The sequence below is a fragment of the Leptospira neocaledonica genome (genome assembly GCF_002812205.1).
Taxonomy (GTDB): domain Bacteria; phylum Spirochaetota; class Leptospiria; order Leptospirales; family Leptospiraceae; genus Leptospira_B; species Leptospira_B neocaledonica.
The window spans coordinates 61187-81318 of the sequence record NZ_NPEA01000012.1 but is presented as its reverse complement, the minus strand read 5'-3'; the positions used below and the strand labels follow the sequence as shown (position 1 = coordinate 81318).

The following is a 20132-nucleotide window of genomic DNA, read 5'->3' as shown; positions in this document are numbered from 1 at the left end:
TTTTTTTATTTATTAGGTTTGGTTCGCGCAGAGGGTTTACTGGCGATGTTGGAATTCCTACATGGATTTGTAGGGCAGGATTTTATTGACAGAAGTCAGATTGTGTGATATAGAGAATGCTCTCTCCCACGAGCCACTCCCCCCAAATCCCAATGCAGGGTGGGGGATATTTTACTTCTATGTGGGAATTCCAACTTTGTTAATAAATGCTTTCTGTCTATTCTACGGACTTCCTGAATCTCACATAAAACGGATCGAATCCCATCTTCTTCCAGAATTCTACTGCCAATTTGTTTTCTGAGATCGCTCTTAACTCTATCGCCAAGATTCCTTTTTCTTTTGCATAACGGAACGTTTCTTGGACGAGGGGTTTCATATAACCGGACTTTCTTTTACCTTGTTTAGTAACTGCCAGATCTATGAATAAGTTTTTCTCTTCAATGAGATATGGTTTTTCTTCCACTCTTGCGATTAGAAGAGAGACTAGTTCTTCTTCTATGAATCCGCCGATAAATAAAACTTTGTCCGTGGCTCTGAGTTTTAAGTAGATATCCACCATTTTGGCGGCGGCCCTAGGGCGAATCTGAAATATTCCATCTAAGGGAAGTTTGTTCACCATTCTAAAAAATTGATTTACCAATTCAATAGCCGGCTCCCTATTTTGGGGGAGGATTGGTCTTATCTCCAAAAGTTTCTCAGACATTAAAATAAAACTTTGCAAATGACCGGAGTTTGTGGAGTATTTTTTATGGGGAGAAGCTAAGTTTCTCTTCTTTTTGCAAATAAATAAAAAAAGAAACGATTCCGGTTGTTATTAATACGAAGGTAAAATGATCTTTCGAGCACTTATAATTCTATCCTTCTTCTCCTTTATCAATTGTGAAACTGGTAAATCGGAACTACCGCCAGCAATTTTGGGATATATCGCGTTAGATTATCTCATTCTAACAGACCCGGATCGTTCTTCCGTTTATTTTTCTACTGTAAGATCTTTGGATTTGGAAGTTGCTTATGAAACAGATGCGGAGCCGTTTACTGGAAATTTTACTATCGCTGGATCCAATATTTGGAATGTGACCGATAGTAATATGCAGGATGTTTTCGCGGATAGAGGTTATTCCGTTGCAGTCACGGTGCCTAGTGATCTATCCGAGATGAATGAGATCCCGAACCAAAACAGATCCACATGGAGTGTGAACCAACTTTTGGATCTGGTATCTAAATACAGGAAAAGATCTTCCGATTACCAATCTACTAGTTTCTTTATCGTTTATGTAAGAGGGGAGTTGGCGGATGCCCCTGGTGTAATTGCAGTTACAATTTCCGGAGTTTTGGGGATCGGACCTCCAGTGATTTTTGTATTCAAGGATATGATTGAACAGTTTGATTCTATTGTTTCTCCCGATCGAGTGGAAAAAGCGGAACAGATGACCGTGACTCATGAACTTGGACATGCACTTGGGCTTGTGAACGCAGGAATTCCATTATATTCTTCTCATCAAGACAAGGAACATGGAAATCATTGTTCTAATGAAACCTGCGGAATGTTTTGGGCCTTAAGCGACAGCAAAGTCGAATCTTTCAGCCCATCTAGTCCTTTGATTTTTGGACAGGAATGTAGGGATGATATCCGAAACTACAATCCTTGATTAAAGAACCTTATCTGCAAAGTAAGACTTCAAAGAATCAATAGAGATCCTTTCCTGGGACATACTGTCTCTTTCTCTTACTGTAACAGAATTATCTTTTAAAGAATCATAATCTACCGTGATACAATATGGAGTTCCGATCTCGTCCTGTCTGCGGTATCTTTTTCCGATAGCGCCGCCTTCATCGTATTCTAAATTCCCTAAAGAAGATAGGTTTGCATAGATCGATTTTGCAAGTTCAGGAAGACCGTCTTTTTTCATGAGAGGGAAAATCCCAATTTTTACAGGAGCTACTTGAGGAGCGAAACGAAGAACTGTTCTTGTCTCTCCATCTGGAAGTTTTTCTTCCGCGTAAGCGTCTGAAACAACTGCTAAGAATAAACGATTTAAGCCGAGTGCAGGCTCTACAACATAAGGCACAAACTTTTTGTTCGCAGCCTGGTCTTGGTATTTCAGATCTTCTCCGGAGAATTTTTCATGTTGGGAAAGATCATAATCCGTTCTAGAAGCGATTCCCCAAAGTTCTCCCCACCCAAATCCGTATTTGTATTCGATGTCGGAAGTGGCTTCACTGTAAAAGGAAAGTTCTTCTTTCTCATGTTCTCTGATCTTCAAGTTTTCTTTTTTTAAGCCTACATGATCAGTTAAAAATTTGAGACAATAGTTTACCCAATGAGAGAACCATTCTTTTTGGGTTCCAGGTTCACAGAAAAACTCCATCTCCATTTGTTCGAATTCTCTGGTGCGGAAAACGAACTGTCTTGCCATAATCTCATTACGAAATGATTTACCGATTTGAGCGATACCGAATGGGATCTTATTTCTGGTGGTGGAGATAACGTTCTTAAAATTGATAAAAATACCTTGGGCGGTTTCCGGACGAAGATAAATATCCTGTGAATCTTCTGCAGAAGCGCCATGAGAAGTTTTGAACATTAGGTTGAAGTCTCTGGCTTCGGTGAATGTCCCTCTATTGCCGCAATTCGGACAGGCAAAATTCCCCGCCTTAATGACCTCGTTCATTTTTTCAAGGGTCAATCCTGTGGCGGCACCTTCTCCTTTTTGGTCTTCCAAAAATTTGTCCGCTCTGATCCTGGTCTTACAATTTTTACAATCGATAAGTGGATCATTAAAATTCGAAACGTGTCCAGATGCTTCCCATACTTTTGGGTTGAGAAGGATAGAAGAATCCAATCCGACAACGTCTTCTCTTAAGTGGACAAAATGTTTCCACCAGAGTCTTTTTAAGTTATGGAGAAGTTCGGCTCCGTAAGGGCCATAATCGAAGGTATTGGAAAGTCCTCCGTAAATTTCGGATCCGGGATAAACAAATCCTCTTCTTTTACAAACGGATACGATATCCTTGAGAGAGGAATCTAGGGTTTCTTTTTTCTCCATAGGTCCAAGGATTCTCGAATAGGATTCGTGATAAAGTATTAAATTCGTAGGAATTCCTTCAATTCTTGTTTGCTTCCGGAACAAGCTAGGGTCCAATGGACAAGGATATTCGGAATGCAGAAGGAAATTTCACAGAAAGAAAAACTCGTTTTTTGGGGGATCAATTTTCTATCTTGGACTTCTCCCATTTCCATGATAGGTTTCGGGATTTTTTTTCCTCTGGGAGTGATCTTCCTATTTCCCAAAGAAGACAGGGTCCTTCGGCCTGCATTTCATTCTGTTTTTCTGCAAGTGGTCCTCGGACTGTTTTTATTTTCGTTAGAACTTCTATTCTTAATTTTTCCGAAAGCGGAAGAGATATTTTCAGCATTCGTTCTACTCAGTTCGGAAGATCCGAGCGCGTTCGGTTTCACGGTTCTGACTCTGATGTTTTTCTTAGGTCTGGCAGTATTTTTTCTACAGGCAAAATATATAAGAGAAAGATTAAAACCGGAAGATCCGAAACCTCTTATTTTAAATCCTGTCTTGGTTTTTCTGACAGTATTCTGCTTAATATTATTTACTCATTATCTAACATATTCGGATATCTTCCGAGCAAAGATGGCCACGTTTGCAGTCTTCTCCGAAAGTGTTTGGATTTTCTTTTTTACAGCGATCGGACTCGCGGAACTTTTATCCGGCAAGAGGCCATTCTTCTTATTTCGTAGACCTTGGGCTTGGTTTGTAAGGCAGACTAAAGATTCCTATGCAAAGGAAGAAGGGGATCTACCTGCTTCTGCGAGAAAACGTAAGAACGCGAAGGTAAGAGATATGATCTTAGCAGGTTGGGGCCATATCTACACAAAACGTTTATGGAAAGGATTTCCGATCCTATTTGTGTATCTTCTCGGACTATTATTATTCGCTACATTCCTTTTTTCTTGGTGGGAACCGGCATTGGGAATCCGATTCTTGGCAAGTTTAGGATTAAAGCCGGGGATCTCTGACAAAAAGTTTTTTGAAGTGGCTTCTTCTTTCTGGATCTGGTCAGCGATCTTAACCGTATTAATTTTGATTAATGTATTTTCCGGATGGTTGCTTCGAAGAACTTTCGATTCCAAAACTCCTCTCTTAGGTCTTAGTCCTGGTTTCGAAAACAATCTTGGCTTGAGTGTTTTGGTCCATTTAATAGTGATCTGCCTTATTCTACTCATGCCTACAACCATTGCTTTCCAAAAAGAGAGCAAATCGCGACCTACCGATCATTATACACCTGAGAATCATGCTGAATTTTATTTTATAGATCCGAATCTTCCTGACGAAGTGAAAGGACTAAACGGTGGAGTCATTACCGGAACAGATACACCTAATAGCACACAAGGTGAAAAAATCCCTGAGGAAAAACCGTCTGATGAAGGAAGAGTAAAGGGAGAAGTTAAGAAGATCAAGGGTAAAAAACTCCCTCCTACTTATTCCAATTATATCTCTGCTAAGATGAGAACCTTCGAATCCTTTATGGATTATTGGAGAAGTGCTCCTCGAAATTATTCCTGCGTTGTAGCTTATACAATCACTCCGGATGGAGAAGTAGTGGATGTGGAACTTGTACAAAGTTCTTCTTATCCGGACCAAGACCAAAGAACTCTCGAGTTAATCGAGAATTTATCTCCGATGATGCCTCCTCCTGGAACCAAAGGATATATTAGAGTCACGGAACTGTTTTGGAACGGGCCCTTGGATGCTAAAGCAATGCCAACTCCTTTACAACAGGATTTGGTGAACATGTTCGACGGTCGTTATATGGAGGAATTATGAGTTTAGAAGTAATTCTTCTTGCGATTGGAAGTATTTTTCCTTGGGGATTTTATCTCATCTATACCCAACCCGACACAGGTAGAGAAAAACGTTTCTTTTTTATAATATTTTTCGCGCTACTTTTAGGTTGGGTCTCCACGGAGTTGGTGCTTCGCGCGAGTGCTTGGCTCTGGCCGGAAACCGAAATCAAGGCAAAAGTAGTAAAATCAATTCTTTCTCAAACTGCATTTCTCGCATTCGTTAAGGCAGGAATGATGGAAGAATTCTGTAAATCAGTTCTGATTGTTTCATTATCTCTTGCCTTAGCTTACGATTGGAAAAAGAAAGAGTTCCTTCCAGAAACATTTTTAGTCGGCGGATTTATCGCATTAGGTTTTGCAGGAATAGAAAATTATCATTATATTCTTATCGCTAAAGAAGACGATCGGATTCATACTTTTATTCTGAGAACATTAAAATCTTCGAATGCACATTTACTCATCAATCTTTGTTTTGCACTTTGTCTGATCAAAAGTAATAAAAGACAATTCCCGGACAAATATTGGTATATTCTTTCTGGATTCTTGCTTGCTGTAATTCAACACGGTCTATTCGACTTTTTTGTGATCCCTGTGGGAAGATTCGGGCATTGGGCGGCTACGGCACTCTTCGTAGGAATTTGGGTCTGGATCGTAAAAGACAGAAGAGTATTTATGAAAGTGGAAGAAATACGAAAAGAAAAACCACCCCGGGAAGAAATTCCCCAATCGGTTCCAGAGATAATCCGTTGAAATACAAAGAAATTAGAGTTTCCATTCCGAAAGATTTTGCGGAGGAATTTTCCGCGTATTTGGACGAGTGGCAGGTAGCGGGATATTACGAGATCTTATTCGATAGAGAAGAACCTAGAAAACCCGATCAAGAGATTATCTCGGACAATACTCCGATTAGAGTATATCTGGCAGAAGAAGATGTCCAGTCCGAGGCGAAAATTTGGGTCTATCTACAAACGGTGGCTCCAGAAAATTCTTTTGCAGAATCCAGATGGATAGAAACAAAAGAATACGAAGAAGCTTATAAAGAATTTTATAAACCGTTTTCTGTGGGAGTTTTCTGGGTGGTGCCTACCTGGGAAAAAGAAGATTGGGAAAAAAATAAAAAATCAGAACAAGAGGGTTCTGTTCCTGTATATATCAATCCTGGACTTGCTTTCGGAACAGGACATCATGAAACCACTCGTTTGGTTTTATCCAGGCTTGGCTCCATAGATCTAAAAGGGAAGAAGGTTGCAGATATTGGTGCCGGTTCCGGAATTTTATCCGTAGCGGCAGCAAAACTAGATGTATCTAAAATTATTGCGGTGGATATAGATCCGAATGCCGTACGTTCTTCTGCATTCAATCGAGACGAGAACGGTATTTCTGACCAAGTTTTAGTCGTGGAAGAAGGTGGATTCGATCATCCTAAAATCCTTTCCGAAACATTCGATCTATGTGTGGCGAATATCACATTCGCCGTCTTAAAGGCGAATATGGAAAAGATTGCAAGTCTTCATACGGATCATTTTCTTTTTAGCGGTGTGATCACCGAAAGAAAAGAAGAATTTATAGAACTTCTATCCTCCCAAGTAGGAGGTAAATCGGTATACGAGACTTCCTGGAACGGATGGGAACTGATAGAATGGACCCGCAAGTAAATATAACGTTTTTTTTAATATTTAATATCGGAGAAAAAATGAAACATTACGACGTATTCGGAATAGGGAATGCACTTGTGGATATTCTGATCCCTACCGAAGATTCTTTTTTGCAAAAAATGGGCTGGAATAAAGGGATCATGACCCTGGTTGATGCAGAAGTGCAGGGCGGGGTCCTTACCGCTTTGGACGGACATAAAAAAGAATTAAGATCAGGTGGAAGTGCCGCAAATACCATGATCGCACTCGCTAATTCAGGGGGCACCGGTTCTTATACCGGAAAAGTAAGTGAGGACACTTACGGAGAATTTTACAAACAGGACATGGAGAAGGCCGGAATCTTATTCGAAGTCCCTCCTTCCAAGGAAGGGCATACCGGAACCTGTGTGATCCTCACTACGCCGGACGCGGAGAGAACCATGCTCACTCACTTAGGAATTTCTTCCACATTGACAAAACAGGATCTGGATTTGGAAAAACTGAAGGCATCTTCTTATAGTTATGTAGAAGGATATCTTTGGGACGGACCTTCTACAAAAGAGGCTTGTCTTCTTGCTATGGAAGAATCCAAAAAAGCGGGTGTAAAGGTTGCATTTACTTTCAGCGATCCATTCTGCGTGAACCGTTCCAGAGAAGATTTTTTAAAACTTACAAAAGAATATTGTGATTTAGTTTTTTGTAATGCAGAAGAAGCGAAGGCTCTGGCTGCGACTGAATCCAAGGAAGACGCTTTAAAATTTATATCATCCATTTGTAAGAATGTGATGATGACAGATGGTTCTAATGGAGCATTTGTTTCCGTAAATGGAACAATCAGTCATATAGGTGGATTCCCGGCTCAGAAACTATTGGATACTACAGGGGCGGGGGATTGTTTTGCAGCAGGCGTTTTATACGGACTCACTCACGGATTTTCATCGGAGAATGCGGCTAGATGGGGAAATTACGTTGCCTCTAGGATCGTACAAGAGATCGGGCCTAGGCTTTCTGTCAGGCTCATGGGAAGACAGGACGAGATACTAGGGAAGACGCGGAGCTAAGAAAGAGGCGCAGAGTTTTTGGCACACAGAGTCACGGAGACACGAAGGGGTTGATACGGAAGCTTAGAAATTTTTGATCCTAATTCTCTGAGGCTTTGTGTCTCTGTGTGAACCAACCGCGTGGCTCTATAAACTCTGCGACTTTTGCTTAAGGACAAGAATAAGATAAAGACACTGTGCCCATATTTCCGTTCTCCGGAACGGAAAATGTAAGCGGAGTTCCTACGACCGTATCCGGAAAACCATCCACATACGAAGTGTCCGAAAGGCAGTATAATTTATGAGTTCCTGGGTTGATATATTTGATCTTTACAGTCCCGTTTCTCGCAGGAGCTGAAGCTAACGGAAGTTTTGTAAGTATATTCGTTTCACCTTCTCGGAATACTGCAAAGTAATGGGTTAGGTTCCCGGAACCTCCCGTGATTGCCAAGGAGGAGGCAGTGCTTGGATAGATGGTTCTGGATCTGGATAAGATTCCTCCACCCATATCTGTTTGACCCGCATGTTTTGTTTTCCAATCGCTGATGGAGATCAAAGTTGCAGCCGTGCTTCCGTCAGCAGCTTTGATAGAGTGGACCATTAAGTTTTCCTTAAGGTTCATTCTTACTTCGAAGATATAAGGCTCGTATCCAGGTTTAAAATCCATATCCGCCTCTCCGGCTTGTGCGGAATAAAGAAGCGGGAAAATTAAAGGATAACCCGATTTATCAGTGGCTCCTGCCGGATAAGCTAGTCTAGGAACAATATTAAATCCATAAACACCGTAGTTATCAAAGAATGTTACCTTTGTCAGGTCGACGCCGGGAGAATTTCCCCAACCGGTGACTAAGGAACGAATATAAGTTCCTGTATAATAATATTGGCTGGCTTGTCCAGAAGCAGTTCCTGCTGTCGGATCGTTGGAAGGATATTCTGCACCTTCTCCGTTTAGAAACTGGACCATTTTAAATTCGCCGTTTAAGGATCGACAGGTGTTTGCATTTAGGGTATACGGTTGGGTACAATATACTTCTCTGTTCGGCGCCACATTGTCCCAGAATGCTTTTGCTGCGGCAACAGTTCTGATCTGGGAAAGATTGTTTAGACCATCTTGGTACTTGGATGAAATACGTATCTCACCTATATCGATATAAATAGGGAGGTTTGCCATTTTTGGTAGATCATTTAGGTTGAAGTCTGGATCTCCAGACGGATCCTCGTAAACATTCCCTGTCCCGTTATTATATTCAGAAAATTCCAGAGGATTGTCGGTTGCATAAGTCCCTTTCATCAGAAGTAACATTCTGGTATTAAAAAGAGTACTAACTACAGGATTGTCTGTGGCGTTTCCTTCCCAATGTCCCACCTTACAATCGGAAACGAATGTAAGTAAAAAGGAAGAAAGACATAGAAGACGATTCGCTTTGGAAATCATAAGAATACGCTCACCATTAAACCGAAATGGAAAAATTCGGTATCCACTTTATTATAAAAATATGGGTTATTTAACCTGGAATCTACAGTAGGACCTACATAAGGATATTTAGTTTCCGCGGGCGAATTTAAATCTGATTCATAAATTTTATTATAATCCAGTCGAATCCCGATCCGGATTTTCTTTCCTGCCACGAAACTTGCCTCAAATCCTGCATACAAAGTATCGTCCCAGCGGGAGGTGTTTGCAGGTCTTGCAACTACATATGTTTCTCCGAATCCTGCCTTGACCATAAATGTGATCGGAAGTTCGAAAGGAAGTTTATAACAAAGAGCACTATATACTGGGATCGTGGTAAGAGCTCTTTCTGATCTGGATAAGTAGTTGGAATAAGAAGCTCCTACTTCCACATAAAAGATCCAAGGCCAAGGAACTCTGTAGAAGAATCCACCGCCCAGGGTCGTATCCAAATATTTCTGAGCTTCAGAACCTGGGAATGGATTAGAAGCTCCTACCCAGGCGCCAATTTCCGGTTTTCGATTATCATAGAATGTAGGAAGTTCTTCTTCTAATTCTTCGTCTTCGGTGCTTTCTTTTTTATCGGAGCGAGAAAGTCCGGAAGAAGGTAGGTTTCCTCCTGCTTGTGCGAGGATCAATTCTCCATTCTTAAAACTGTTCCCGGTCTTATTAAAATCCATAGGAGAGACAGGATTTCCTCCTAGGTATTTTACCGATTTATTATCCAATTGGTTTGGATAAGAGAATATCTGTGCCCATGGAAAAAGTAGAAATGCGATCGGAAGGAGTTTTTTCATCTTGGAACCCCTCCGAATTCTTTCCTGTCTTGGTACATACGATCTATCTCTGGGAAAGAATCGTAGTACGCTTTTAGAAAATACAATCCGTAAGGGGGGAGAGTGATCCCTGCTATGGTTCTATCTTTGGAAGAAAGTATTTTCAATATATTCGTCTCTTTGCGCTTCTCTATCGCTATTTCAAAAAGTGTTCCGGTCAGGATCCTGACCATATTATGGAGGAAACCGTTTGCCTTGATCCGTAAACGAAGAAGTCCGGGCTCTTCTTCACTTTCTAAAAGGCTAGCATCATAAATGACCCGAGTAGTTGTCCTACGGTTCCGCATCGAAGTGGCTTTTGCCAGACTCCGAAAGTCATGCTCTCCCTTTAGTAGTTCCAGTTCTTCTCTTAAGCGGGAAACGTCAATCCGATGTTGGTACCAAAATGCTCTGTTTTTCCAAACAGGTCTCGGGAATCTTGCGTTCACTAAAAGGTATTCGTATTCCCTAGCAGAACAAGAAAACTGAGAATTAAAATTTAAAGGAACTTCTGTCATCTCATGGATGGCCAGACCCCGGTCGGTGAGAGCATTCATTCCGAGTAGGAACTTCGACAAATTTGGAATCGGGGAATCCGTCTTAAAATTTACGATCATTCCTCTGGCATGGACTCCAGTATCCGTTCTTCCTGCTCCCCAGATTCGAGTTTGTTTTTTTAGAAGTATTTCCAGTGCCTTCTCTATTTCTTCCTGAACTGTGGGAGATTGTTTCTGGCTTTGGTATCCGAAAAAACATCCACCGTCGAATTCAATTAACAAGGCATAGTTTCTAGGATCTTCAGTCATAGCTAGGAGCGGAAGTAGAATGGGACAAATAGTTGGAAGAAAAGAGAAACGTCTCTTATTTTTCTCCGCCCATTTCCTCTATGATCTTATTGTATTCGTCATAGAGTTCTTTGGCCATATCGATAATGACGGAAGGTTTGGACTTGGACGCCTTACCGGAACCGTATAATCTGGAAAGAGTTCTTTTGGCACGGATCAAAAGGTTCAGTTTAGAAGCCGCATCGGAGGCGAGCTCTTCCTTGAACTTCATAGTAAGATAAGCGGAAAGATAAATTACTCCGTCAAATCCCCAGTTTTTGTCTGTATCCGGTCCGAGTAGGTAGGAAGCTGCATCCACAGGTTCGGAACCCGACTGCATGATTTCCATTGTGTCGGTGTACCAACCAGCCGATTTTTGATAGAGAAGGTCCCGAATCTTGTCGTAACCCAAGCCTGGAAACTCTGTGTTTACATCATCAAAGTACCAGGCACCTCTAACTGCGCAGACCGCTTTTTTAGGTGTAGGAGCTACTGTCACTTTTCTGGATTGGTAACATTCTATCGCTAAAAGATAAGACGCAGCACCCAGGATTAGATTTCTTTCCTGGTAAAAATCCGTAGGTCCCATGATGGACTCTATGTTTTTACGCCTCACCTCAGCGGATTCTCTTAGTTTTGCGAGTTCGTCTGCATCCAGGTTGGACCAGTCCTTAGGAAATGCAGTATAAAGACAACGTGGGCAAACGTTTAGAACGTAATCGTTCGGGGAAACCCTGCCGAATTTTTTGTTTTTTTCGTATAAGCGACGTAATTCCTGGGTGAGTTTGCCTGCAATCAGCCTTCCTCCCCCTTGGAACATACTTTCCCGTTGGTGGACCTCGCTACAAATAGGGCAGACCGTATCTTCCTTATTCCGAAACGAGATTTTTTTACCTTGGGCTAATGCAGTTGCTGTCATACGAAGAATTTCCGGAAAAATCGAGCCGGAAGCGTCAATTCTCACCGTATTCTAACCGATAGACTAAGAAGAAAAGCACGATTTTCGGGTTGAACCCGATCTCCGCAGGGAGAAGCTAAGGAAAAGGTCCGCCAATGAAAAAACTTCTCGTTTTCATGATCGCGATATTAGTCGCCCCAGTTCTATTACACGGCGAAGCCGTTTCTATGAAATCGTATAAGAAGCGGATAGAGCTCTTAACTTATTTAAGAGAAATAGAGCCTGTCGTAAAAAATTATCCTGGAGAGGTGAAATCCTCCGGAACTGGTCAAACCCAGGCAGATGGGGAAAGACTCGCGAAGTATAAAGAACTAAAAAGATTGTACCAAGAAGGTCTTCTGTATTTCTTCGAAGGGAATTATGTAAATTCTTATCGTAGATTTTTGGAATCCCAACTTGGAATGGAACTTCTTCTGGAAGAACTTTCACAAGCGTATGTGGAAAGAACGGAAGAGATCCTGAAAACAGCGATCGAAAAGAAAAATCCGAACAATCCTACAGATAGGGCTCTCGTAGATATTTCCGTGGAATACGGAAAAACAAGCTATATCCGTGCGGACATCAAGGAGAACAGAGAAGCTCCTTATACACGCAGGATGTACAACCCGAGAGAATTCCATTACGTGGTAAATAAATACACCATCGAAAAAAATATGGAGTTAGGATATCAATTCTTGGGAGAAGCCAAGGAAGCTAGGAATAACGCACTTAAGATAGAAAAACATCTGGAGAAACACCAAAAACTCCAGCCTGAGCATAGAAAACATCGTATCGAAATGTATTTAGGATCGATTAATCTTTGCAGGGACGCAAGAGCCAATGCGATGAATATTTTCAAACTCAAGTATCCTTACGATAACTACTATCTACAAAGATCCGATGCTAAGTCTGAAGAGACTCGCAACGAGATCGGAGAGATTACTCCGGGAGAAGTTGTTTCCGTAGAAGGAGTCACTTACGATTTCTCTACCAACCCTCTCGTTCGTGCAGATAATAGAATGAGCCCTGTATTCGATAAAAGAATTCCGGATGATTATCGTAGAGACGCTGTGGATATTTTAGGTAGAGTTTATGACGACGAAATCGACAATAAACTATATCTTCGTTGGGATGCTGAAACACGTAAAAAACTTCTGGGCGATAAAATTCCTCCAGGAGCTCAAAAGAGAAAACAAGCTGCAGCTGCAACCCAGCCGAATAAATAAGATCTTTCCATTCATCTGAAAAAATAAAAGGGGCCGGTTTCCAAAAGGGGACAGGCCCTTTTTATTTCCACAAAAAGGTTTTTTCTTAAGGCGAACATCGTAAGTTATGGTTTGAACGTAATTGTTTCATTCGCGTTTCTACATTTGAATACTTCTAAGAATTTGCTTTCCTTGTTCAGAGAGGTACTAAAGCATTGTTCGCATGAATCCACTTAAGTTTATGGAAAGCCGTTTGGGCAGGTTTTCCCCGAAGTATCGTAAACTGGTATTACGCACCTATGTCGTAACCTTAAGATTGGTACTTACTGTAGCGTTTCCCTCCATGGTCGCCGGGATTTTTTATGCGCTCATTGGTAAGAGAGAAAAACAATATGCAGCTTTTCTAAGAGGTTCTAAAACCTGGGGAACTGCTGTGATCAAGATGACCAAAACGAATTTGGTCCTAAAGAATGAAATACAGATCCCGGAAAAGGGTCATATGATCTTCTTAAATCACGTAAACGAAATCGATTTTCCTTATGATTGCCTAGTAGTAAACAAACCGTATCTGGCAAACCAGGTGATAAAAAAAACATTAATCGCTTATTGGTGGATGAAGGCGATGGGTTCTCAAGTTTTCGAAACTTCCAAGGCAGCTACGATTGCAGTTTCCGTTCGCAATTTATTAAAAGGACTTTCTACTACTTCTTATATCGTCTATCCGGAAGGTCATAATTCATATTCTGAAATTATCCAACCAATGCAAAAAGGGATGGTTAAACTCGCTTATGAAAATAAAATCCCAGTGGTGGTTGTATTAAAATCCGGAATCACTACTTACCAAACGGAACCAATGTTTGCTAAAGTTGGCTATAAATTTATAGGAAGATACGAGCCCTGGACTCACTCTAGTTGGGAGAGTTTTAGGGATTTCTTATACGAAACCATGAGCAAGGAAAAGATCGCATTGGATTCCGAGATCGGAACGGTGCGGGAACCTGTCTCTTCTAAATCAAAGTGATCAAAAGACTACTTATCGCAAACAGGGGAGAAATTTCTCTCCGTATCCAAAAAACCTGCAAAAGATTGGGCATTGAGACCGTAGCCGTATATTCGGATGCGGACAAGGATGCTCCGTTTGTAAAAGCGGCCGACTTTTCCTTTTATCTGGGAGAATCGGAACCTTCTAAATCTTATTTAGTAATTTCTAATATACTGAAAGCCATTAAGGAAACCGGAGCGGACGCAGTGCACCCCGGTTATGGGTTCTTATCCGAGAAGGCAGAATTCGCAAGAGAACTTTCCAAAGCAGGAATTTCTTTCTTGGGACCTAAGCCCGAATCTGTGGACCTAATGGGAGATAAGATCAGATCCCGCGCGGCTATGGAGAAGGCGGGAGTTCCAGTTGTTCCAGGATATGAGGGAGAGTCTCAAGAACATTCCGTATTGTTAAAAGAAGCGGAGAGAATCGGATTTCCGATCATGATCAAGGCAAGTGCTGGCGGCGGCGGAAAAGGAATGAAACGTGTCTTTTCTAAAGAAGAATTTTTGCCTGCCTTAGAATCCGCCCAGAGAGAGGCGGGAAACGCTTTCGGCGATTCCAGAGTATTTTTAGAGAAGTATATTATAAATCCTAGACATATAGAAGTCCAGGTATTCGGCGATTCGTCTGGAAAAGTCATTCATCTATTCGAAAGAGAATGTTCCATTCAAAGAAGACACCAGAAAGTAGTGGAAGAATCTCCGGCACCAAACCTGCCTTCTGAGCTGAAACAAAAAATATGTGAAGTAGCCGTTAAGGCAGCTTCTTCCATAGGTTACCTGGGTGCAGGAACAGTTGAATTCATCTTGGGAGAAGACGGTGTATTCTACTTTTTGGAAATGAATACAAGGCTGCAGGTAGAACATCCGGTCACCGAATCCGTAACAGGTTTCGATCTGGTCGAATGGCAGATTCGAATTGCAGAAGGTATTTCTATCGAAAAACTCACAGGAGGAAAATCTCCTTCTCAGAGCGGACATGCAATCGAAGTCAGATTGTATGCGGAAGATCCGGAGAATGAATTCCTACCTTCTATAGGAAAGATAGAACTCGCCAAATTCCCGGAGGTCCAGAATCTGAGAGTGGATTCTGGAGTAGTCACCGGCTCCGAAGTTTCCCTCTATTACGATCCGATGCTCGCCAAAATGATTGGGATCGGAAAAACAAGAGAAGAAGCACGTAAAAATCTGATCGCAGGCTTAGAAGAAACAATCGTATTCGGGCCGATCACAAATCTGAATTATTTGAAAGCGATTCTGGAACATTCGGAATTCGTAAAGGGAAACACAGACACTCACTTTTTAGAAAAACATAAAGTTGTTTGGGAAGAATCCGGAGAAGAAAAAGAAGCGCTCATGAGGACTGCATCTTTCCTTGCGAACCGGACCGTAAAAACTTCCTCCGTGTGGGAGGCCGTCGGGCCGAACGGAGTTTGGGGAGAAATATCTTGAACCGTTTGTTCCGACTTCAATGGAAAGATAAGGAATACGTATTGGATCTGGGAGATTCTTCCTCCAGACTTTTCGGTCCTGAAAAAAAATGGGAATCACTACTTACACATTACTCGTGGACTGGGGAAGAAGATGGTTCTTATTCTTTGCCTGATGGAAGTGTTGCATTACTTAGAAGTGGAAAACTTTTTATCCATACAAAAGGAAAAACATTTCAATTTGCGATTAAGGGAAGAGAAGTTTCAGATGCACAAGCCGCCTCTCTCGAGATCAAAAGTCCTATGCCTGGGAAGATTATTAAAGTAGAAGTGAAGCCGGGAGATCCCGTTAAAAAAGGACAAACACTCGCAGTAGTAGAAGCAATGAAGATGGAACATGCGTTGAAAGCAGGAGCGGATGCGAATGTCCAAGAAGTACTCGCAAGGCCTGGTGATATCGTTTCCCAAGACCAACTACTTATCAAATTAGGCCAATCATAACTCAACTCGAGTTCTAAACTGAAATGTTTTCCGATACTGAAACATTTCAGTATTGTTAAAAATTAAATTCTTATTTCGAACAAACGATATAATAATTTTAGAATACGGTTCAGGGCGAAGCTCGTGACCCTGGATCAAAAGAAAAGGTTCCCGGAATAAATTTGACATCGGTTCAGACACTATTATACATTGCGAATTCCATAAAAAAATCCAGGTACTGCATGAAGCATTTCCTTATTCGCATTGGCATAATTGCTATATTGGCCTTTGTTTCGACTCAAAATATCTCCGCTGATCCAGGGCTTTTGGAAGGTTGTGAAAAACCTCCTGAAAGAACGGATCTACCATTCCATATCAGTTCTAAACGACAGCTTTGTAAAAAAGATCTGGAAAAGAAGAAAGAAGGTTGGTTTCCAACAGGGCTTCCTCTTTTGAATTCAGATCCGAACACAGGAATTGGTTATGGAGTTCGTGTATTCGCATTTAATAATGGAAAAAAAGATGATCCATTTTTCGAATATACTCCTTATAAATTCAGGATTTACGCTCAGTACTTCAATACCACAAAACAACGTCAGTATCAGGATATTGCCTTCGACGCTCCTTATGTATTCGGAACACAATGGCGTTTGAGGGGAGAAGGTGTTTACGATGCCAACCCGAATACGTTATTCTTCGGTTTAGGAGAATCTTCTCTCCAAACCTTAAGTTATACGGATCGTAACCAAGACGGAGGCCAAGTTTTTACTAACGCAACTTTTGCGGACCAACAAAGAAACCTGGCTTATACAAGACCTGGTGGTCCTGGAGATCCTGTCGATATCAACGGTTCCGTATATAATGGATTCCCTGCACAGAATGGATTTAGAGTAACCAACTCTCAATACAACCGATATAATTTAATTTCTCCTACTGCAATGTTGAGTGGAGAAAGATCCTACGTGGGAGGAACTGTTCGACTCGTCGCTGGACTTCGTATGTCCCAGAATATAGTAAAAGCATTTGATGGAACAATTGCAAATGCAAGCGATCCTATCTTGGATGGTTTTCCTACTAGTTCAGGCGGAAGAGCGATCAGTGGTACTACTAAAATTACCGAGGACTATAACTCAGGAAAAATTTTAGGATATCATGGTGGTATCGTTAACACACTTCGATTAGGTGTTGTATATGATACCAGAGATTTAGAGCCAGATCCAAACCAAGGTGTATTCTTAGAAGCGACCTACGAAAGATCTGCTAAAACTTTCGGATCTAATTTCGATTATTCCAAATATTTCACACAGGCAAAATTCTTCTGGAGCCCGTTCCCAAGAGTTTTCGACAAATTGGTTCTTGCAGGACGAGGCGGTTTCTCTGTTACGGAAGGTGACGCACCTTTCTTCGAATATAGAAACATGTGGGGAACAGAGGGTGTGATCTCCGGTCTCGGTGGACGTACTACATTAAGAGGTTATAAACAAGACCGCTTTGTTGGACGCGCAATGGGTTGGGGTAATATCGAGCTTCGTTGGAAGTTCGCGCAATTCACGGTACTCGGACAACATTTTGCTTTGAACTTAGTTCCTTTCATGGACTTCGGACGAGTGTGGGACGACGAGCATAAGGCCGGCCTTAAGGATTATAAATTTTCCCGAGGTATCGGTTTCCGTATTGCTTGGAACCAAACTACGATTATCATATTGGACTACGCGGTTTCCAGAGAAGATAAACAATTATTCGTAAACTTCAACCACGCGTTCTAAGGAAAAAGAGATGAGAAAAGTATTTTATATAATAAGATCCTTATTTACCTTATTCGCGTTTTGTATGCTCGCGATGGGTTGTGAAGAGAAACTGGACCATAGCCCGTATGGCTTCAGAGAAGAAGATGATAGTGACCTGATAGCCGGAGCGATCTTCTTTCAAAGTTTTACGAATAATGGAGATGGAACAACATCGGATAGTACAAGCGGTTTAATGTGGAAGACTTGTAGCCAAGGCCAAGTCTTCAATGGAGATGCAAGTAGCTATAATTGTAGAGGAGCAAATGGCACGTTAGGAAATCCGAGTTCCTTTGGAGCTACAGATTTGCAATATTGTAGTGTAGATCTGAATTCTTGTAATACGATAGGGCTTCCTCAGACCTTAACGACCGTATCTCCGATTGGTATTTCCGGGAGTTCGGAAGCGTATGATTCCTGTGCGAATGACAACACAGGAGGTCATTCAGATTGGAGAGTAGCTAACTTTTTGGAGTTAAAATATTTAAGTTCTAATAGTCGCAACTTCATGCTTTTGAAATTTCCCGATACCTTAGAGTCCTTCTACTGGAGTTCTACGGCTAATGAACAAGATATAGCTGGTAAAACGGCTAGAGCAGTATCTTTCTCTAAAGATAGATTTGGAGAAGACGAGTCTTATAGCAAGACCAGCAGATATTTTGTTCGCTGTGTGAGGTAAGGCACAGAGTTCCTAAAGAGGCACTGAGAGTTTTCGCACAGAGGCACAAAGTCACAGAGGGTTGATTTTGTATTAGTTTTCAAGAAACTTCGTGTCTCTTTGGCTCTGTGTGAGCAATCCCTGTGTCTTCCTCTAATCTCAGCGCTTCTGAGTGAGAACCTCGTTCTCTTTGGACTAAATGGGGAAATATTAAAGATTTATAAAGTGGACCCGATCCCTAAACGAGGGTTCACTTATATGCCACTTATATCTGGGTCGAAATCGTGTTTTACTAATGTATGATTTGCTAATTTTTTTATAAGCCCTGTGATGAAAGGGAACTTTTGCGTGTTGAACGGGGTCCCCTAAACTCTGATCCGAAATTTTCAATTGACATAAGCTATCGTCACTTCGATAACTAACGAACTTAAAATCTTAGATCCGGAGTGTACATGAGGATTAAAGAAATTAAATCGTTGGTGCTAACGATTTGTTTTGTCGCAAGTTTCAATATAGACGCCCAAGATTTTATTCCTGAACCGGGATGCGAGAAGCCAGCTGCTCGCAAAAATTTACCGTTTCATATGGATTCTTCTAAGCAGCTTTGTGCCAAAGACCTGGCTGTCAAAAGGGAAGGTTGGTATCCTACCGGACTTCCACTTATAAACTCAGATCCACTTGAGGGTGTCGGTTTCGGTGTTCGCGCATATGCCTATAATAATGGTCTGAAATCGGATCCATTATTTGATTATACTCCTTATAGAGTTAGGTTTTTTGCTCAGTATTTTAATACGAGTAAGAATGCACAATATCATCAGCTCAGTTTGGATATGCCATTTATTGCGAATACACAATGGCGTTTGCGTGCGGATGCTTTCCTAACGATTACTCCTACCACTCTTTACTTTGGAATCGGTGAGAGTTCTTTAAAAGGCCTAAGTTACTATGATCGTAACCAACCGGGCGGGGACTATTACACGAACGCAACCTTTGCGGATCAAACCAAAAATAATAGCTATTATAGGCCTGGAGGGCCGCAGGATCCTGTTGCCTTCGGAGGAAATACCTATTACGGAGTTCCAAGCCAACCTGGATTCGTTGTTACCAATAAGATGTATAACGGTTATATTATAGAAACTCCTATGGTTAACCTAAGTACTGAGAGATCTTTCTTTGGTGGAACGGTTCGTGTAGTCGCTGGATTAAAAGCCTCCGAGAATATTATCAGGACATTTGATGGCCGGAAAGCTCCGGGTTATGACCCGGTTTTAGGCATGGATTACGGTGCGAATGTGCCTAACGCTAAAACGCGTTTAACCGAGGACGCGGAAGCGGGTAAAATTTTAGGATATCATGGTGGGTATGTAAATGCACTTCGTGTGGCACTTGTATATGATACACGTGACTTCGAACCGGATCCGAATAGCGGGGTTTTCATAGAAGGAACCTTTGAAAAGAACAGCAAAGCATTCGGTTCCGATTTCAATTTCCAAAAATACTTTGCCCAAGGAAAATTTTTCTGGAGCCCATTTCCGAAAGTATTCGAAAAACTCGTGATTGCTTCCCGTTTTGGTGCGGGGCTTTCCGAGGGGGATGTTCCATTCTTCGAATATAGAAACATGTGGGGAACGGAAGGTTTGATTGGAGGACTCGGAGGTATTCGAACAATTCGCGGTTACAAACAAGATCGTTTCGTAGGAAGAATGATGGGTTGGGGTAACCTCGAGGTAAGATGGAAATTCGGATCCTTAAAGGTAGGAGATGAATACTTCGCATTTAACTTAGTTCCTTTCATGGACTTTGGACGAGTGTGGGACGACGAGCATAAGGCTGGTCTGAAGGATTATAAATACTCGCATGGTATCGGACTCAGGATCGCTTGGAACCAGGCTACGATCATCATGATCGACTGGGCAAAGTCGAAAGAAGACGAACAATTATTCGTAAACTTCAGCCACGCGTTCTAAGGA

The 20132-nt window shown here is 41.6% G+C and carries 18 protein-coding genes; 12 read left to right on the top strand and 6 right to left on the bottom strand.

Features of this window, described 5'->3' with window-relative positions:
• Positions 1–217 precede the first annotated feature (217 nt).
• Positions 218–703 (bottom strand): GNAT family N-acetyltransferase, encoded by a 486-nt coding sequence (locus CH365_RS18600; RefSeq protein WP_165782634.1) that lies wholly within the window; start codon positions 701–703, stop codon positions 218–220.
• Positions 704–830: 127 nt separating this feature from the next.
• Here CH365_RS18600 and CH365_RS18595 point away from each other — a divergent pair, with 127 nt between their 5' ends.
• Positions 831–1649, top strand: a complete 819-nt coding sequence (locus tag CH365_RS18595) for a hypothetical protein (protein WP_100770036.1) — start codon at positions 831–833, stop codon at positions 1647–1649.
• Here the strand turns inward: CH365_RS18595 and CH365_RS18590 are convergent, their stop codons facing one another.
• Positions 1650–3047, bottom strand: a complete 1398-nt coding sequence (locus CH365_RS18590) for a glycine--tRNA ligase (protein ID WP_100770068.1) — start codon at positions 3045–3047, stop codon at positions 1650–1652. It abuts the gene before it with no gap.
• Positions 3048–3161: 114 nt separating this feature from the next.
• On the opposite strand from CH365_RS18590, the gene CH365_RS18585 reads away from it, so the two are divergent.
• Genes CH365_RS18585 through CH365_RS18570 form a run of 4 tightly spaced genes read left to right on the top strand, consistent with a single transcriptional unit; the run spans position 3162 to position 7556 of the window.
• Positions 3162–4841 carry a TonB C-terminal domain-containing protein gene (locus CH365_RS18585; RefSeq protein ID WP_100770035.1) on the top strand — a complete coding sequence of 560 codons (1680 nt, stop codon included), beginning with the start codon at positions 3162–3164 and terminating at the stop codon, positions 4839–4841.
• Positions 4838–5611 (top strand): PrsW family glutamic-type intramembrane protease, encoded by a 774-nt coding sequence (locus CH365_RS18580; RefSeq protein WP_100770034.1) that lies wholly within the window; start codon positions 4838–4840, stop codon positions 5609–5611. Before CH365_RS18585 ends, CH365_RS18580 begins: the two co-directional genes overlap by 4 nt.
• Positions 5608–6516, top strand: a complete 909-nt coding sequence (locus CH365_RS18575; protein WP_100770033.1) for a 50S ribosomal protein L11 methyltransferase — start codon at positions 5608–5610, stop codon at positions 6514–6516. The genes CH365_RS18580 and CH365_RS18575 overlap by 4 nt, the downstream gene beginning before the upstream one ends.
• 38 nt (positions 6517–6554) lie before the next feature.
• Positions 6555–7556 (top strand): adenosine kinase, encoded by a 1002-nt coding sequence (locus CH365_RS18570; RefSeq protein WP_100770067.1) that lies wholly within the window; start codon positions 6555–6557, stop codon positions 7554–7556.
• Positions 7557–7704: 148 nt separating this feature from the next.
• Here CH365_RS18570 and CH365_RS18565 read toward each other — a convergent pair whose 3' ends face one another.
• Genes CH365_RS18565 through CH365_RS18550 form a run of 4 tightly spaced genes read right to left on the bottom strand, consistent with a single transcriptional unit; the run spans position 7705 to position 11546 of the window.
• Positions 7705–8970: an LIC11270 family surface protein gene (locus CH365_RS18565; protein WP_100770032.1), complete on the bottom strand. Its 1266-nt coding sequence runs from the start codon at positions 8968–8970 to the stop codon at positions 7705–7707.
• A complete protein-coding gene (locus CH365_RS18560; RefSeq protein WP_100770031.1) occupies positions 8967–9785 on the bottom strand; it encodes a hypothetical protein in 819 nt (272 codons plus the stop codon). Before CH365_RS18560 ends, CH365_RS18565 begins: the two co-directional genes overlap by 4 nt.
• Complete coding sequence (truA, locus tag CH365_RS18555) at positions 9782–10609, bottom strand: tRNA pseudouridine(38-40) synthase TruA (protein ID WP_100770030.1); 828 nt, start codon at positions 10607–10609, stop codon at positions 9782–9784. The genes CH365_RS18560 and truA overlap by 4 nt, the downstream gene beginning before the upstream one ends.
• A gap of 55 nt (positions 10610–10664) precedes the next feature.
• The gene (locus tag CH365_RS18550) at positions 10665–11546 is read right to left on the bottom strand and encodes a DUF2225 domain-containing protein (protein WP_100770066.1); all 882 of its coding nucleotides are present in this window, start codon (positions 11544–11546) and stop codon (positions 10665–10667) included.
• A gap of 134 nt (positions 11547–11680) precedes the next feature.
• On the opposite strand from CH365_RS18550, the gene CH365_RS18545 reads away from it, so the two are divergent.
• From CH365_RS18545 to omp85 (CH365_RS18515), 7 genes are all read left to right on the top strand, one after another.
• Positions 11681–12790 carry an LIC11274 family protein gene (locus CH365_RS18545; protein ID WP_100770029.1) on the top strand — a complete coding sequence of 370 codons (1110 nt, stop codon included), beginning with the start codon at positions 11681–11683 and terminating at the stop codon, positions 12788–12790.
• A 202-nt stretch (positions 12791–12992) separates the two neighbouring features.
• On the top strand, positions 12993–13790 hold the full coding sequence (locus CH365_RS18540; RefSeq protein ID WP_100770028.1) for a lysophospholipid acyltransferase family protein: 798 nt from the start codon (positions 12993–12995) through the stop codon (positions 13788–13790).
• On the top strand, positions 13787–15262 hold the full coding sequence (locus tag CH365_RS18535; protein ID WP_100770027.1) for an acetyl-CoA carboxylase biotin carboxylase subunit: 1476 nt from the start codon (positions 13787–13789) through the stop codon (positions 15260–15262). The genes CH365_RS18540 and CH365_RS18535 overlap by 4 nt, the downstream gene beginning before the upstream one ends.
• Entirely contained in the window at positions 15259–15741 is a 483-nt protein-coding gene (locus tag CH365_RS18530; protein WP_100770065.1) for an acyl-CoA carboxylase biotin carboxyl carrier protein subunit, read from the top strand. The genes CH365_RS18535 and CH365_RS18530 overlap by 4 nt, the downstream gene beginning before the upstream one ends.
• A 221-nt stretch (positions 15742–15962) precedes the next feature.
• Positions 15963–17486: an Omp85 family outer membrane protein gene (gene omp85 / locus CH365_RS18525; protein WP_100770026.1), complete on the top strand. Its 1524-nt coding sequence runs from the start codon at positions 15963–15965 to the stop codon at positions 17484–17486.
• A gap of 10 nt (positions 17487–17496) precedes the next feature.
• The gene (gene lsa25, locus CH365_RS18520; protein WP_100770025.1) at positions 17497–18183 is read left to right on the top strand and encodes a surface adhesin Lsa25; all 687 of its coding nucleotides are present in this window, start codon (positions 17497–17499) and stop codon (positions 18181–18183) included.
• 431 nt (positions 18184–18614) lie between these two features.
• Entirely contained in the window at positions 18615–20129 is a 1515-nt protein-coding gene (omp85, locus tag CH365_RS18515; RefSeq protein ID WP_100770024.1) for an Omp85 family outer membrane protein, read from the top strand.
• The last annotated feature ends 3 nt before the right edge of the window (positions 20130–20132 follow it).